We start from the raw sequence: 14,093 nt of genomic DNA, 5'->3' as shown, positions 1-14,093 counted from the left end.
AACGAGAAGCGGCATCGCCTGTTAGTACGGCTAAACTCCTGCCCCGGTGTCCCATATTCTGACGAGGCGACGGCGCAATCCATCGCGTCTGCGCCTATGTAGATCACATGCGGTAGCAGCGCGAGGCAGCTTCGGGAGATTTCCATGTGCTTTGGCCGCCGGATTGCGTCTTCAGAAATGAATCGTTGTTATAAATATCCAGAGACTTGGTTGGCACCATTCATGCTGCGGCCCATCTTGATGTAAGTGGTCGACTGAGCTATGGGGTGGGCCGCTGTAGCTGCCCTCCAGCAAGGATTGGCCGGAGAAGAGGAGCATGAGATTGACTGGCAAAATGGAAAAACGCGAATTGAACGGCATGAGTTCAAAAAGATCGGAAAATCTGCTCATATATAGTTCGCTGGCGATCTTCGCGATCGGTTATCTGGCTTGCAGTCTGTACTTTGCAGGACATACCGTGCTGTGGATGGACGAGGTTCTCTCGGTGTGGGCTAGCCGCCAGCCTTCGGCAAAAGCGGTCTACTCGGCCATCGCGCACGGCTCAGAATTTGCTCCGCCCGTCTTTCCTCTGTTGTTGCATTTTCTGGCGAAGGGGTTGGGCGGCGGCTACCGTGTGTTGCGTATTCCAGAGATCACAAGCGTTTTCGTCACAGGCTTCTGCGCGTTCATTCTTATCCGCCGGTATTTTGGGCTTGCGCTAGGCGCGCTCGGCTTTTGCTTGTTGCTCGAGGGGCTTCTTCCATACGTGCTCAATATCAGACCGTACGATCTTGTTACCGCATGCTTTGCGGTGGCCCTTGTCTTCTGGAATGACCTTGAACAAAAGAAATCATGGTGGCGCTATGTCGCCATTGTTCTTTTCTTAGCTCTTGGTATATCGCTTCATTTCTATGCTGTGTTGCTGGTGCCGTGTCTGGGAGGCATCGAGATCTTCTATTCACTGAAACGCCGCACCTTCCGGCCCGGAGTCTGGATCGCACTCTTTTTCGCGGGGGCATCCATCTTTGCATGGCTCCCCTTGATTTCGACCATGAGCCATTTTGTTGCCAATGACTCAGGAAGTCCCAGCTACTATGCGCATCCAACGATCGCAAGTTTGCTTCAGTCAACAAAAAGAATATTCATGGACGGCATTCCTTACACGGTGATTGTCATCTTTGCGCTAGTTCTGATCGGAGTGGGGCGCCTTTTGGGACGCGAGCATGCGGTAGAAGAGCCGGACCTTCAAAAAGACCAGGTAGGATTCTGGGCGATTGGGACGGGGATCATGCTCTTTCCCCTGATCGTGTTTGCCTTCAGCGTGGTGGTCACCAAAACCTTCAACGCGCGCTACTGCATTGCAACCATCATTGGTGCAGTAGCTATCGTCTGCGGATCCATTCGGATCAACCGTTTCTTTCGGCGCACGATTCCCGCCATCCTTGCTGTGGCGCTGGTGCTGGATCTCGGCTATATGCGCGGACTCGAAAACAGGTTCAACTATGAGCCCGCAGTAGCAAGCATCCCCGGAACCTGCCCAATTGTGATCATCAATGGAGACACGTGGTTCGCGCTTATGGAGCAACTTCCTGCTGCGCAGCGTAACCGCATCGTCTATTTGACTTTACCCACGAACGTTCGATTTGGAGACCCCACTAACGAACATCAGGTCGAGCGTTGGAAGGCAATCAATCCCGACCTCCCGGTAGAAGGGGTTTCGAAATTTCTCAGGCAGAATCCCAAATTCTACGCCGTCAACTTCGCCATCAACATGAAAGGCTCCGATGCGACGCAGGCCGATTATCTGCTCAGCAGGCATCTGATTCAGCTTGTGAGCGAGAAAGGGAATGCATTGATTTACAAGTCAGTGCCCACAAGCCCGGCCACCGGAGGCGTGGACGCCGGTCATTCCCCGGCGACGACCACGCCTCGGCCATATCCGTCGGGTACACGCGGTTGAGCAGCCATAGGACAGCATCTACGCGCTCGCTGGATGCTGTCCTAATGGTTCTGAAATAAATTGACCATCAAGAAGAAGTTGACTGCCGCGAAAAAGAATGGTCGGGGAGAGAGGATTTGAACCTCCGACCCCCTGGTCCCGAACCAGGTGCTCTACCAGGCTGAGCCACTCCCCGATTTTGTTGGTGAGGAACCTGTGCGACGGCCACCCTGGTATTGGGCCCTCGTTTATGCCACAGGCTTTCTTGAGTGTAGCAGAAAGGCCCGGGTTTCGGAGTACGCCGCCGCTTCAGAGCGCTTCACGCGGGGCATGTCGGCATCTCTGTATTGCCCGAGCGACTTTCCCGGCCCGGCAACCCGCCACAGTGCTGCGGCCTGATTGCTCTTTCCCCGAGCCCGCTTCTGCTGACCGGCTTCCGCGACCCGTAGTATGCTGAAAGAGCGCGCCCGTAGCTCAGCTGGATAGAGCGAATGCCTCCGGAGCATTAGGTCGGGAGTTCGAATCTCTCCGGGCGCACCATTCCTTCTTCTCCCATTCTGATATTTTCGTCTTTCACCGTCACAAATGAAGTTTGTGTCACAGCACCCGCTTCCGTGACCCGTGTCACATCTCCGCGAACCGTCTCGTGGCAAGTTGAGCCTACGCCTGAGATCGGCCCGCTTCTTATCACCCGGAAGCAGGCCATCCCCGGCAGGAACGGCCATGACCCTGCACGAGACACTGCGCGAAGAGGCTTCCTCGCCATCGGCAGCACCGCCTCCAATGATGCCTACACCGGTTCCGGGCACTGGTTGGCGCAACCGCATGGCGCGTGTCTTTGCCGGGCGCACGGCGACAGAGCTGGTCGAAACCCAGAGCCTTTTCACGGTCTCGCAGCCGGAGGCATGGCGGCGCATCGTGTTTTATGAGGAAGCCCCGGCACCCCTGCGCTGGCCATTGCGCGCTGTGCTGCCACAGCCGCTCGGGGTGCGAGGCGAGAAGAACGGAGCCGGTGCGCTGGTGCAGTGCGTCTACCGGGGCGGTTCGCTGATGAAGCAGGTGACCGTCATGGCTCCGCCTCGCACCCTCTGCTTTCGAGTGCTTGACCAGAACCTGGGCATCGAAGACGGCGTACGTGCCCTCGATGGCTATTATGAGCTTGCGCCGCAGCTAGAGGGCTGCAGCGTGACGCTGGCGACCCATTACGAGTCCCGCATGCATCCCCGGTGGCTCTGGAGGCCGCTGGAGAAATACTTTCTCACGCAGTTGCACCGCCACATTCTGGCCAGCATGCAAACCCAAAATGAGCGCACTTGCGAGCGGCAGGAGAGCCGCACCTGATGCTGCCCTTGTTGCCCATGCCCACATTAGCGCTGATTCATGTCAGCATCGCAGCCGTGTGGGCCTACGAAGGCCTCTGGTGCAAGCTGCTGGGGCGCATGCCCTCGCAATTTGCCATGATGATTGAGCTGCCCGGCTGCACCGCCGAGCGGGCCGTGTTGCTATTGCGCCTGCTGGGGCTGGTGGAAATGTCGCTTGCACTGTGGGTGTTGAGCGGTGACGCTCCGGCAGCCTGCGCGCTGACGCAGGCCGGGCTGCTGCTGGCGCTCAACGCCAATGGAATTTTCTGGGCGCGGCATCTCATTCATGACCCAGCGGGCATGGTGATCAAGAACGTCGCTTTTCTGCTGCTGGTCTGGATTGGCGGCGCATGGTCCGGGAGATAAGTGCGAGAGACGAAGATGGTGACAAAAGCCACTCCAGAGATGCCGATGACAGCCTGGGAGCAGGGTACGTTCCATGCGCCCCCAGTTTCGCCTCAGGGGGCGCCGCGAGGATGGCGCACTGCGCCCTTCCGTTTGCTCTTCGGTCAGATGTACGAAGATGTTGAGATCGAGTGCGCCGCTTTCGCAGCAGCAGAGCGCGTCTTCTGCATTGCGTCTGCCGGAGATACAGCCTTGCGGCTGGCAGGCCGGCATCCGGTGGTGGCGTGCGATCTGAATCCTGTGCAGCTGCAGTATGCGCAGGCTCGCGTGCATGGTGCGCGGCTGCGCCCTGGTGATGCCGAGCGCACCATTCGCATGGCCCGGCAATTAGCTCCCTTGGCCGGATGGCAAACCCGCAGGCTGGAGAAATTTCTCGCCATGCAGAATCTTGAAGAGCAGACGCTCTTCTGGCGGCAGCAACTCGACACGCCGCTCTTTCGCACCGGGTGCGATGTGCTGCTCTCCCATCCGGTGCTTCGCGCCGTCTATTCTGCGAAATTTCTTGAGGTCCTGCCGCCGCATTTCGGCCAGGTACTGCGGCGCAGGTTGGCGCGAGGCTTTGCACGCCACGAAAACGCATGGAACCCCTACGCTCGCATGCTGCTGCTGGGCGAGCTGATGGGGCTACCCTGCGAGCACTCCACCCGCATCACGTTTATGCATAGCGATGCGGCGTCGTATCTTGAGTCGTGCCCTGCTGGCAGCTTTGACGGGCTGAGCCTCTCCAACATCATGGACGGGGCAACCCCGGCATACCGTGCGCGTTTGGCCTGCGCCGTGCGCCACGCCGCCAGCGAGCATGCCGTGGTGGTCTGGCGCAGCTTTGCAGAACCGCACAGCATAAGCGACACAAACCTTGCGGAAGAGGATCGCGCCATGCTGTGGGGAATCGTCGATGTGCGACCCGCGCGCGACTTTACCGGCGAGCTGGCATAGTCACGACGATGACTGCTCGCCAAGCTCTTTTTCGCGAGCCTGCCGCAGCTCTTCCATCACGGATTGAATCAGTTCCTTCGCCCCATTGATTTCGCTGGTCACGGTCTGCAGATCGAGCGCGGGCTTCGAAGGGTTGCGATTCGAGATGCAATACACGCCGTGCTGCCCGACGAGGATCAGTGCATCCGTGAGGGTATCGAGCGCGACCGCCAGACGGCCGCGCGCCGTGCCCATCATGAATTCATGCTTCTCCAGCTCGTCGCGCCGCTCATGAAAAATCGACATCAGAAGCTACCACTCCTTCGCCGGAGAGTTGTCCGGCGTGAGCGGCGTACCCGCGGCAGGACCCTTCCAGCGCAGCACCGGCTTGCGGGCCGCGGTGGTTTCATCCAGCCGCGAGATGCGCGTCGAGTGCGGAGCGCTCGTGATCAGCTCAGGATTCTCCTCTGCCTCGCGCGCGATCTGGCGCATGGCGTCGATGAAGAGGTCCAGCTCTTCGCGGGATTCGCTCTCCGTCGGCTCAATCATCAACGCCCCCGGCACGATCAGCGGAAACGATGTCGTGTACGGATGAAATCCGTAATCGATGAGCCGCTTGGCAAGGTCGCCCGTCTTCACGCCATTCTTCGTCTGGCGCTTGTCGCTGAAGACCACCTCATGCATGGACGGTGTCTTGTACGGCAGCTCATACAAATCTTCGAGCTTGGCGCGAATGTAGTTCGCATTGAGCACCGCATCTTCGGTGGTCTGGCGCAGACCGTCCGGCCCATTGGCCAGAATGTAGGCGAGCGCGCGCACAAACATGCCGAAGTTGCCATAGAACATGCGCACGCGGCCCACGCTCTGCGGACGGTCATAGTTCAGGTGCAACAATCCATCCGTGCCGCGCTCGACCACGGGCGTGGGCAAAAACGGCTCAAGAATTTTCTTGCAGGCCACCGGCCCGGAACCAGGACCGCCTCCGCCATGCGGCGTTGAGAAGGTCTTGTGCAGGTTCAGGTGCATCACATCCGCGCCAAAGTCGCCGGGGCGGGTCTTGCCCACCAGCGCATTCATATTCGCGCCGTCCATATAGAGCAGCGCGCCCTTGGCATGCAGAATGTCGGCAATCTTGTGAATCTGATTTTCAAAAACGCCAATGGTCGAGGGGTTGGTCAGCATCAGCGCTGCCGTCTCCTCATTCACAATGGCTTCGAGCGCGGCCACATCAATGCCGCCATCAGGGTTCGATTTGAGGTTGATAACCTCGTAGCCGCAAACCGCCGCGGTGGCCGGGTTGGTGCCGTGCGCCGAGTCAGGCACAATCACGTGCTTGCGCGCGTTGCCCTTCGACTCGTGATACGCGCGAATCAGCAGGATTCCGGTGAACTCGCCATGCGCGCCCGCCGCCGGCTGCAGCGTGATCGCATCCATGCCGGTGATCTCGATGAGGCAGTCCTGCAAGAGTTGCATGACCTCCAGCGCGCCCTGTGAAAGAGCCTCGGGCTGGTAAGGATGCGCCTCCGCGATACCCGCGAGCCGTGACACAAACTCGTTCACGCGCGGATTGTACTTCATGGTGCAGCTACCCAGCGGATACATGCCAAGATCGATGGCGTAATTCCAGGTGGAGAGCCGCGTGAAGTGGCGGATGATCTCAATTTCGCTCAGCTCCGGCAGCGTGCCGGTGTCTTCGCGTGCGGCATCGCCCAGCAAGGCTTTCGCGTCTACCTCGGGCACGTCCAGCGGGGCGAGGCGATAGGCCTTCTTGCCCGGCGATGATTTCTCAAAGCTCAGGGGCTCGTTCTGCGTGATGTGCGGCGTCACCTTGCGCGGCGTGCCGGTGAACTTCTCTTCTGTAACAGTAGACATTGCAAATCCCTTCTTTACCGGGCAGCCAGCGCCGGTGCGTGGGCCAATACCTGTGCGGCGCGGTCAATCTGCTCGCGTGTGGTCACCTCGGTGGCGCACCACAGCGCCGCATGGCCGAGTTCGGGATACCACTTGCCGAGCGGCAGTCCGCCGATGATCTTCTCTTCGAGCAGCCGCTCGTTCACCTGTGCCGGCGTCTCGCTGGTTTCAAGCACAAACTCGTGAAAGCGCGGCGACCCCGCAAAGAGCAGCTTGCCCGATTGGCCCAGAGTCTTCGCGGCATAATCCGCCTTGGCCAGATTCTGCAGGGCCAGATCCTTGATACCCTGCTTGCCGTAGATCGTCATGTAGACGGTCGCCATCAGCGCCACCAGTGCCTGGTTGGTGCAGATATTTGAGGTCGCCTTCTCGCGGCGAATATGCTGCTCGCGCGTTGAAAGCGTCAGCACAAAGCCGCGGCGTCCCTGGGAGTCTTTGGTCTCTCCCACCAGCCGGCCGGGCATCTGGCGCAGGTATTTTTCCTTTGCGGCCAGCACGCCGCAATAGGGGCCGCCATAGCTGAGCGCCACGCCAAACGACTGCGCTTCGAGCGAAACAATGTCAGCCTCGACCGGAGGCCGCACCGCGCCAAGCGAGAGCGCCTCTGCAATGGAGACGATCAGCAGCGCGCCCTTCTTGTGAGCAATTTCAGCAATGGCCGGAATGTCTTCAATCACGCCAAAGAAGTTGGGCGACTGCACCAGCACGCACGCGGTCTCTTCGGTCACGGCAGCTTCCAGCGCGGCCAGATCCACGCGGCCCGCCTGCGCGCCTTCACGAATGTACTCGACTTCCGCCGCGTCATGGCCCTGGTGCTGCGCGTAGGTGTGCATCACCTCGCGATACTCCGGATGCACCGAGCGGGACACCAGTACCTTGTCGCGTCCGGTGACGCGAATCGCCATCATCACAGCTTCCGCCGCTCCGGTCGAGCCGTCATACATCGACGCATTGGCAATGTCCATGCCGGTCAGCTCGCAGATCATCGTCTGAAACTCAAAGATGGCCTGCAGCGTGCCCTGTGTGATCTCCGCCTGATAGGGCGTGTACGAGGTGAGGAACTCGCCGCGCTGCACAATCGTGTCAATCAGTACCGGGCGGTAGTGCCGGTAAGCGCCGGCGCCCAGAAAGCTGGCATAGCCATTGGCGTTGCGGGCCGCGGCGGCCTGAAAGTGGTCGACAATCTCTGATTCGCCCATCTGGCGGGGAATCGCGAGGTCGCGCGTGAGGCGAAACTCTTCCGGAATGATGGCGAAGAGTTCGTCGATCGAGGCAGCGCCGATTTCGCGCAGCATTGCCTCGCGATCGGCCGGAGATTTGGGCAGATAACGCATTCTGATCCTTCTGTTGGCAAAAGACGGGCTTAGTGGCCCGTCTCTTCCTTCACAAATGCTTCGTAAGCGGTGGCGTCGAGCAGGCTCTCGGCCTCGGCGGCGTCGCTCAGCTCAATCTTCATGATCCATGCGGTGTGCGCATCGGTGTTGATCTTCTCGGGCGCGTTGGCCAGCTCTTCATTCACGGCCGTTACGGTGCCGGAGACAGGCGCGTAAAGATCCGAGACAGCCTTCACTGACTCCACGCTGCCAAATACCTTGCCCTTTTCAATCTTGTCGCCAACCTTGGGCGACTCCACAAACACGATGTCGCCGAGCGAGTTCTGCGCGTAATCGGTGATGCCGACGGTGCCTGTTTTGCCGTCGATCTCAATCCACTCATGCTCGCGGGTGTAACGGTAATTCGCGGGATATGCCATATCCGGTCTTTCTCCAATTCTAGAGTCGATGCAACGCTGCTGCCGATGACGTTACGCCTGCTTTTTGGGCCGGCGGTAAAAAGGTGTGGGGACGATGCGTGCTTTCACCGGATTGTTGCGAATCTCAACGAAAACTTCGCGGTCGAGTGTGGCCAGCTCCGTGGGAACGTAGGCCAGGGCAATGTTCTTTTTGAGAAACGGGGCAGGCGATCCGCTGGTTACATAGCCCACTGCCTGCTGTGTGTCATTGAGCACGCGGTATCCGTCGCGGGCAATGCCGCGGTCAATCATCTCCAGGCCCACCAGCTTGCGCTTCGGGCCGCCCTGCGCCACCACCTGCTTGAGCGCCTCAGAGCCTACAAAGGTGCCCTTGTCCAGTTTGCAGTAGCGGTCAAGACCCGCCTCAAAAACGTCGATATCCTGCGAAATCTCATGCCCATACAGCGCCATGGCCGACTCCAGCCGCAGCGTGTTGCGCGCGCCCAGGCCGCAGGGCACAATGCCAAATTCCTTGCCGGCTTCGAGCACTTCGTTCCACACGCGCTCGCTGGTCGCTTCGTCTGAGGGAATATAAATCTCAAAGCCGTCTTCGCCGGTGTAGCCGGTGCGGGCAATCAGCGTATTGTGCAGGTTGCAGACCGTGCCCCAGGTGAAGCGGTAGTTCTTGATGGCCGCCAGGTCCACGCTGGTCAGTTTGGCCAGCGTTTCAGCGGCACGCGGCCCTTGAATGGCGAGCTGCGTATACAGGTCGCTGTAGTTGCTCACGTGGCAGTGAAAGGGCTGCGCGTGCGAGCGAATCCACTCGTAGTCTTTCTCTCGCGTGCCGGCATTGATGACGATCAGGTAGTCGTTATCACTGAACTTGTGCACGATCACGTCATCCACGAAGGTGCCTTGCGGGTAGAGCATGGCCGAATAATGCGCCTGGCCCACGGCGAGCTTTGAGGCGTCATTCATGCAGATATGCTGCACGGCATCGAGCGAGCCCGGGCCGCGCAGTTGAATGTCGCCCATGTGGCTCACGTCAAACAGGCCCACGCCTGTGCGCACAGCCATGTGCTCGGCAATCAGGCCGGAGTATTCGACCGGCATATCCCATCCGCCAAAGTCGACCATTTTGGCGCCGAGGCGGCGGTGTACGGCATTGAGGGCGGTCTTGCGAAGAGCGGCAGGTGCGGAAGTAGACACTGGAAGATGACCCTGAAAAGAAGAAGTGTGAACCTTTTACGGTAAATCCAGCCGGAATGGGGGTCAATGTGAGGAAATTATCAGCGCTCCGCAAGCCCTTCACGAGCAGCCGTGCATGGCGCTTACGGCACGCAAAAGAAACACCCGGCGCATCAGGCCGGGTGCTGGTTTCTCTGTATTGGCGAGCAGCTTAAAAGACGCCGAAGCGGCGGTGATGGTGCGGGTGCACCGGCTTCTTGTAGCCCTTCGGGTGCGGAACAATACGGTAGACCACGCCCACCGAGAGCGCAAACTGCTGCTGAATGCCCGTCGGGCCGCCCGGATTGTTGAAGCGGGTCAGCGTCGCATCCGGCTCAATGCGGAAGGCCCAGCGCGCCGAGCGGTTCAGGTCCAGCGAGCCGCCGATCACGCTGGCAATGCTGAACTGATTGGTGTAAAGGCCGAGCTGGCTCTGCACCTCTGGGTTGGTCAGCGGAGCCGTTGCACGCTGAAAGTCGCCATAGGCTCCGCCTGCGTAGGCGTGAAAGTTCAGCGAGAGGTGCTGGTTATAGATGGCGCGGTACTCCGGCCCAAAAACGAACATGTGCTCGGCCACAAACGGCCCGCGAATGTTGTACACATTCGGCTGCACGCCGCTGGTGCCAAAGTAGCCGCGATAGTTGGCCACGGCCGCCCAGCGCTTATTGAAGAAGCGGGCCACCTGCGCATCCACGCCGCCGAGGCTCGCGCCCTGAATCAACTGCGGGCCGGCATCAAAGTGTGAGTAGGCCATGCCGCCATAGATCTCCCACTTGTTGTTGTACTTCACGTCGGCGAGCGGGTTGGTCACCGCTACGGTGGGGGGCACATATTGCGGAGCGGGTGCCGCGGGTGCAGCCGCAAAGGCGGCGGGCGTCAGCAGGCTGGCCGTGCCCAGAACAGCTCCGGGAAGCAGCGCGAAAAGCATCGTGCGCAAGGATTTCAAAACGGTGAGACCTCCGGGACTGCACCACGACCCAGCCAGAAGCCCACAGGGCCGGCGGCGTTGCCGAACTGCGAATCCAATTTCAAGATACATGCCCCTCTCGTCTGCTGTCCCGTGAAAGGACCGGCAGCCATTCTTTCGAGCCAAAGGGGCGATTCACGATAATCTTAAAGGAAATGAGCGCCAAAGACAGGCTTCAACAACAACAGTTCGGGTCCCTGGACGAGATGATGGGCGCCTTTGCCCAGGAGGCAGTGCGGCAGGCGGCCGAGTCGCACGGCATGATGCTCGACTTTTCGCCCGAGTCGGTCGCGCGGCTCGACACCGTTCTGGCGGCCGAAAAGCCCGGCACCGGCAGCGACCTCGAATGGGCCACCAGGCTCTGGGGCGGCTATTTCGGCGAGGTCTTCCGGCACAATCATCCCGGCAACTGGGTGATGGCGGTGTATCCGGGCAGTGACCTGTCCATGCCGGTCATTGAGGTCAGCGGCTCCCAGCTCTACCCCCTGCTCAAGGTGCAGCGACGCCTCACGATGGGCCCCGCCGAAGATCTGGCCAGCTTCTACGCCAAGGTTTCCGCCGCGCTTCAGGCTCGCGCCAAGGCAAACTGAGCCGGCAAGGCCGTGCAGGAATCCGGCTGCCATCAAAACCGCGTATAACCAATACGCCCTGTTGCCGTCCGGCCGTGTGAGACAATATTCGCAGGGTTACACCCATCGCGCCCGGGGCAACACAGAGCGCGGGAGGCATTCTCAATAATGGACAATCTCTTTACACCGACTCACCTGATCATCGTCCTCGTGATCGCGCTGCTGATCTTTGGCCCGCGCAAACTGCCCGAACTCGGTAAGGGCCTGGGCGAAGGTCTTCGCGGCTTCAAGGATGGCATCAAGGGCCAGCCCGATGCCGCCAAGCAGGAGAACGCCGCCGCCAAGACCGATGCGGTGACCACCACACAAACGCAGACCAAGGCCTAGGCGCCTGCAGGATTCCACAACAAAGCCGCGCACCCCTGTGCGCGGCTTTTTGCTTTGCCTCCGGCAATTCTCCCAACACGATTTCTCCCTGTCCTCGGCAATTTCTGAGTGCTACCATCCTCAGCTATGGGAGACTCAGCCATCACCGCCAGCGCTCTGAGAGCCCCGCAATCCGCAGGCGAAGCGGCGCACGCCCCAGAGCGGCATGCCCTGCTGGTGCGGGTGACGCATTGGGCCACGGCCCTGTGCTTCTTTGCGCTATTGCTCTCCGGTGTTGAAATTCTCCTCTCACATCCGCGTTTCTACTGGGGCGAGACGGGCGATGACTGGAGCAAGCCGCTCTTCCAGTTGCCCGTGCCTTCTTCCCGGGACATGGTGCCCACCCGCTACCATTTCGTGCTTCCCGATCAGAACGGCTGGAGCCGCTATCTGCACTTTGAAGCCGCATGGCTGCTCGTCTTCACAGGATTGATCTATGTGGCCTGGGGTTTGTGGAGCGGCCACTTCCGCGGAAACCTATGGCCTGCAGAGAACCGCAGTGGCTGGCGGGCCGCTCTGCGCGTCCACCTCGGTTTTCGCAAGCCCGCCGAGGCCGAGGCGCACTCTTACAATCCCCTGCAGCGCATCGCCTATCTCGCGGTCATCTTCGGGCTGGTGCCGCTCGTGGTCTGGACCGGCCTTGCGATGTCGCTGAGCTTTGACGCGGCCTTTCCCTGGGCAGTGGAGCTGCTGGGCGGCCAGCAATCGGCGCGCACGTTGCACTTCTTTGATTCCATCGCGCTCACGCTCTTCGTATTTTTCCATCTGCTGATGGTGGCCCGCGCCGGATTCCTGCGCCGCACCTGCGCCATGATCACGGGCCGGGTCAGCGGCGGCAAAAGCAATCAGGAGGCAGCATGAGCCGGATGAATCGCCGCAAATTTCTTACCGCGGGCGTGGCCGCCACTGCGGGAGTCGGAGGTCTGGCCCTCGCCGGCAAGTTGGCGGACAGGTTTGGGTTGATTCCGCCCGATGCCGGCACGCTCTATGGTCCGGGAGAGACGCTCAGCTACGCCACGCAGCGGCTCTTTGAGCGCAATGCCCTGGCCCGTGAATTTTCGCCCAGCCAGATTACGCGGCCACCGTTTCGCAATGAGATCGCTCCCGCCCTCACTCCGGAGTATTTCCAGATGGAGAGGAATGGCTTTCGCGATTGGCGTCTCAAGGTGGATGGCCTGGTCGCCGAACCTGCCTCTTTCTCCGTGTCAGACATTCGCGCTCTGCCTGCGCGCTCCCAAGTCACCATGCTCTCCTGCGAGGAGGGATGGTCTTACATCGGAGAATGGACCGGCGCACCGCTCTCGCATCTACTGAAGGCTGTGGGTGTCAAACCCGAAGCACGCTACGTCGTCTACCGTTCCTTTCAGGGGCAGTGGGACTGGGACAGCATCGACATGTACGAGGCGATGCATCCGCAGACCCTGATTGCTTATGGCATCAATGGCAGTGACATGACCCCGCTCACCGGTGCTCCCTTGCGCCTGCGCCTGCCGCGTCAGATCGGCTACAAAAGCGTCGAATTTCTCTCGCAGATTACCGTGGTCAGCAGCCTTAAGGGCTACGGTAAGGGATCAGGCGCGGCCGATGGCGGCTATGCCTGGTTTGCCGGTATCTGATTCAGACCGGGGCCCGGACGTGACCGCGCCCCGGTTTGCCCGAGCTTGAGCTATTCGCTCACCTGAATCACGATCTTGCCGATCTGCTGGTTCGATTCCAGGTACTGATAAGCCTCGACCGTCTTTTCAAACGGAAAGACCTTCGCGATCTTCAACGTAAGGCGTCCGTCGTTCAGCCGCTCGTTAACATAGCGCACCGCCTCGCCCAGCTTTGCCGGGTCAAGCGTGAACTCATGCAGCGTGTAACCGCGCACTGTCAAGCCCTTGTGCAGCGCCGGAATGAGCGGAAACGGTGTGGGCCCCATCGACAGCGCGCCATACTCGATGATGATTCCATGGTCGGCAGCGGCTTCGGCCAGCTTCTCCACATAGGGCCCGGCGACGGGATCAAAGATCACCCGAGCTCCCTTGCCGCCTGTAATTTCGTGCACGCGCGCGGGCAAATCTTCTTCTTCCGTGGCGATCACATGGTCCGCGCCGAGCGCGAGCAGTTCCGCTTTCTTGGCCGAGGTGCGGGTGGTGGCAATGGCAACCGCACCTTCTGCCTTAACGATCTGAATCGCCGCCAGGCCCACGCTGCTCGATGCTGCAGTGATGAGCACGAAGTCGCCCTTGCCAATTTTGCCCAGCGGCACCAGCGCGCCGTAGGCGGTCAGGTACTGCATCCAGATGGCCGCACCTTCCACCGGAGATAGCTTCTCCGGGTAGCGCTGCACGCTGTAAGCGGGCACAATGGCTTCTTCGCCAAGCGAGCCGTAGCGGTTCTGCGAAAAGCCCGGTACGGTGGAAACACGCTGGCCCACCCACTCGGCATCGACACCGGTACCCACTGCCTCGACGATGCCCGAAACTTCGTAGCCGATCCGCGAGGGCAGCGCCGGCTGCTCCAGATAGTAGCCGTGATAGTACATCGACTCGGCGCGATTCAGGCCCACGGCCTGCACGCGCAAACGAACTTCTCCTTCGCCCGGCTGCTGCGTCGCGGCTTCTTCGATGCGCAGGTTTTCCGGGCCTCCCAATGCATGAAAGCGAACAATCTTCGGCAT

At 60.3% G+C, this 14,093-nt stretch carries 15 protein-coding genes and 2 tRNA genes; 9 read left to right on the top strand and 8 right to left on the bottom strand.

Going from position 1 to position 14,093, the window contains the following annotated elements:
- Positions 1–316: 316 nt before the first annotated feature.
- On the top strand, positions 317–1,939 hold the full coding sequence (locus tag ACP_RS10050; RefSeq protein WP_083770576.1) for a glycosyltransferase family 39 protein: 1,623 nt from the start codon (positions 317–319) through the stop codon (positions 1,937–1,939).
- 98 nt (positions 1,940–2,037) lie between these two features.
- On the opposite strand, the gene ACP_RS10045 is transcribed toward ACP_RS10050, so the two are convergent.
- Positions 2,038–2,114 (bottom strand) — tRNA-Pro (locus ACP_RS10045).
- A gap of 267 nt (positions 2,115–2,381) precedes the next feature.
- On the opposite strand from ACP_RS10045, the gene ACP_RS10040 reads away from it, so the two are divergent.
- From ACP_RS10040 to ACP_RS10025, 4 genes are all read left to right on the top strand, one after another.
- Positions 2,382–2,458, top strand: a tRNA-Arg gene (locus ACP_RS10040).
- Between the two features lie 183 nt (positions 2,459–2,641).
- Entirely contained in the window at positions 2,642–3,259 is a 618-nt protein-coding gene (locus ACP_RS10035) for a hypothetical protein (RefSeq protein ID WP_041839476.1), read from the top strand.
- Positions 3,259–3,645, top strand: a complete 387-nt coding sequence (locus tag ACP_RS10030; RefSeq protein WP_015897203.1) for a DoxX-like family protein — start codon at positions 3,259–3,261, stop codon at positions 3,643–3,645. Before ACP_RS10035 ends, ACP_RS10030 begins: the two co-directional genes overlap by 1 nt.
- Positions 3,646–4,620 carry a DUF3419 family protein gene (locus tag ACP_RS10025; protein WP_148215118.1) on the top strand — a complete coding sequence of 325 codons (975 nt, stop codon included), beginning with the start codon at positions 3,646–3,648 and terminating at the stop codon, positions 4,618–4,620. It begins immediately after the preceding gene.
- On the opposite strand, the gene ACP_RS10020 is transcribed toward ACP_RS10025, so the two are convergent.
- The 6 genes from ACP_RS10020 to ACP_RS09995 form a co-directional block, all read right to left on the bottom strand.
- Positions 4,621–4,905: a hypothetical protein gene (locus ACP_RS10020; protein ID WP_015897201.1), complete on the bottom strand. Its 285-nt coding sequence runs from the start codon at positions 4,903–4,905 to the stop codon at positions 4,621–4,623. It abuts the gene before it with no gap.
- Between the two features lie 6 nt (positions 4,906–4,911).
- Positions 4,912–6,471, bottom strand: coding sequence for an aminomethyl-transferring glycine dehydrogenase subunit GcvPB (gene gcvPB, locus ACP_RS10015; protein WP_041839475.1), 1,560 nt, complete (start codon positions 6,469–6,471; stop codon positions 4,912–4,914).
- Between the two features lie 14 nt (positions 6,472–6,485).
- On the bottom strand, positions 6,486–7,844 hold the full coding sequence (gene gcvPA / locus ACP_RS10010; RefSeq protein WP_015897199.1) for an aminomethyl-transferring glycine dehydrogenase subunit GcvPA: 1,359 nt from the start codon (positions 7,842–7,844) through the stop codon (positions 6,486–6,488).
- 29 nt (positions 7,845–7,873) lie between these two features.
- The gene (gene gcvH / locus ACP_RS10005) at positions 7,874–8,263 is read right to left on the bottom strand and encodes a glycine cleavage system protein GcvH (RefSeq protein ID WP_015897198.1); all 390 of its coding nucleotides are present in this window, start codon (positions 8,261–8,263) and stop codon (positions 7,874–7,876) included.
- A gap of 51 nt (positions 8,264–8,314) precedes the next feature.
- Positions 8,315–9,451: a glycine cleavage system aminomethyltransferase GcvT gene (gene gcvT, locus ACP_RS10000; protein ID WP_015897197.1), complete on the bottom strand. Its 1,137-nt coding sequence runs from the start codon at positions 9,449–9,451 to the stop codon at positions 8,315–8,317.
- A 190-nt stretch (positions 9,452–9,641) separates the two neighbouring features.
- On the bottom strand, positions 9,642–10,415 hold the full coding sequence (locus ACP_RS09995; RefSeq protein ID WP_148215117.1) for a hypothetical protein: 774 nt from the start codon (positions 10,413–10,415) through the stop codon (positions 9,642–9,644).
- Between the two features lie 176 nt (positions 10,416–10,591).
- Here ACP_RS09995 and ACP_RS09990 point away from each other — a divergent pair, with 176 nt between their 5' ends.
- From ACP_RS09990 to ACP_RS09975, 4 genes are all read left to right on the top strand, one after another.
- Positions 10,592–11,026 carry a hypothetical protein gene (locus ACP_RS09990; protein WP_015897195.1) on the top strand — a complete coding sequence of 145 codons (435 nt, stop codon included), beginning with the start codon at positions 10,592–10,594 and terminating at the stop codon, positions 11,024–11,026.
- Positions 11,027–11,173: 147 nt separating this feature from the next.
- Entirely contained in the window at positions 11,174–11,392 is a 219-nt protein-coding gene (locus ACP_RS09985; protein ID WP_015897194.1) for a twin-arginine translocase TatA/TatE family subunit, read from the top strand.
- A gap of 126 nt (positions 11,393–11,518) precedes the next feature.
- Complete coding sequence (locus ACP_RS09980) at positions 11,519–12,292, top strand: cytochrome b/b6 domain-containing protein (protein ID WP_148215116.1); 774 nt, start codon at positions 11,519–11,521, stop codon at positions 12,290–12,292.
- Entirely contained in the window at positions 12,289–13,047 is a 759-nt protein-coding gene (locus ACP_RS09975) for a molybdopterin-dependent oxidoreductase (protein ID WP_015897192.1), read from the top strand. The genes ACP_RS09980 and ACP_RS09975 overlap by 4 nt, the downstream gene beginning before the upstream one ends.
- Before the next feature lie 50 nt (positions 13,048–13,097).
- Here ACP_RS09975 and ACP_RS09970 read toward each other — a convergent pair whose 3' ends face one another.
- Positions 13,098–14,093 carry a zinc-dependent alcohol dehydrogenase family protein gene (locus ACP_RS09970; RefSeq protein ID WP_015897191.1) on the bottom strand — a complete coding sequence of 332 codons (996 nt, stop codon included), beginning with the start codon at positions 14,091–14,093 and terminating at the stop codon, positions 13,098–13,100.

It is taken from the genome of Acidobacterium capsulatum ATCC 51196 (assembly GCF_000022565.1).
In the GTDB taxonomy this organism is placed as follows: Bacteria; Acidobacteriota; Terriglobia; order Terriglobales; family Acidobacteriaceae; genus Acidobacterium; species Acidobacterium capsulatum.
This window is presented reverse-complemented; position numbering and strand designations above follow the sequence as displayed.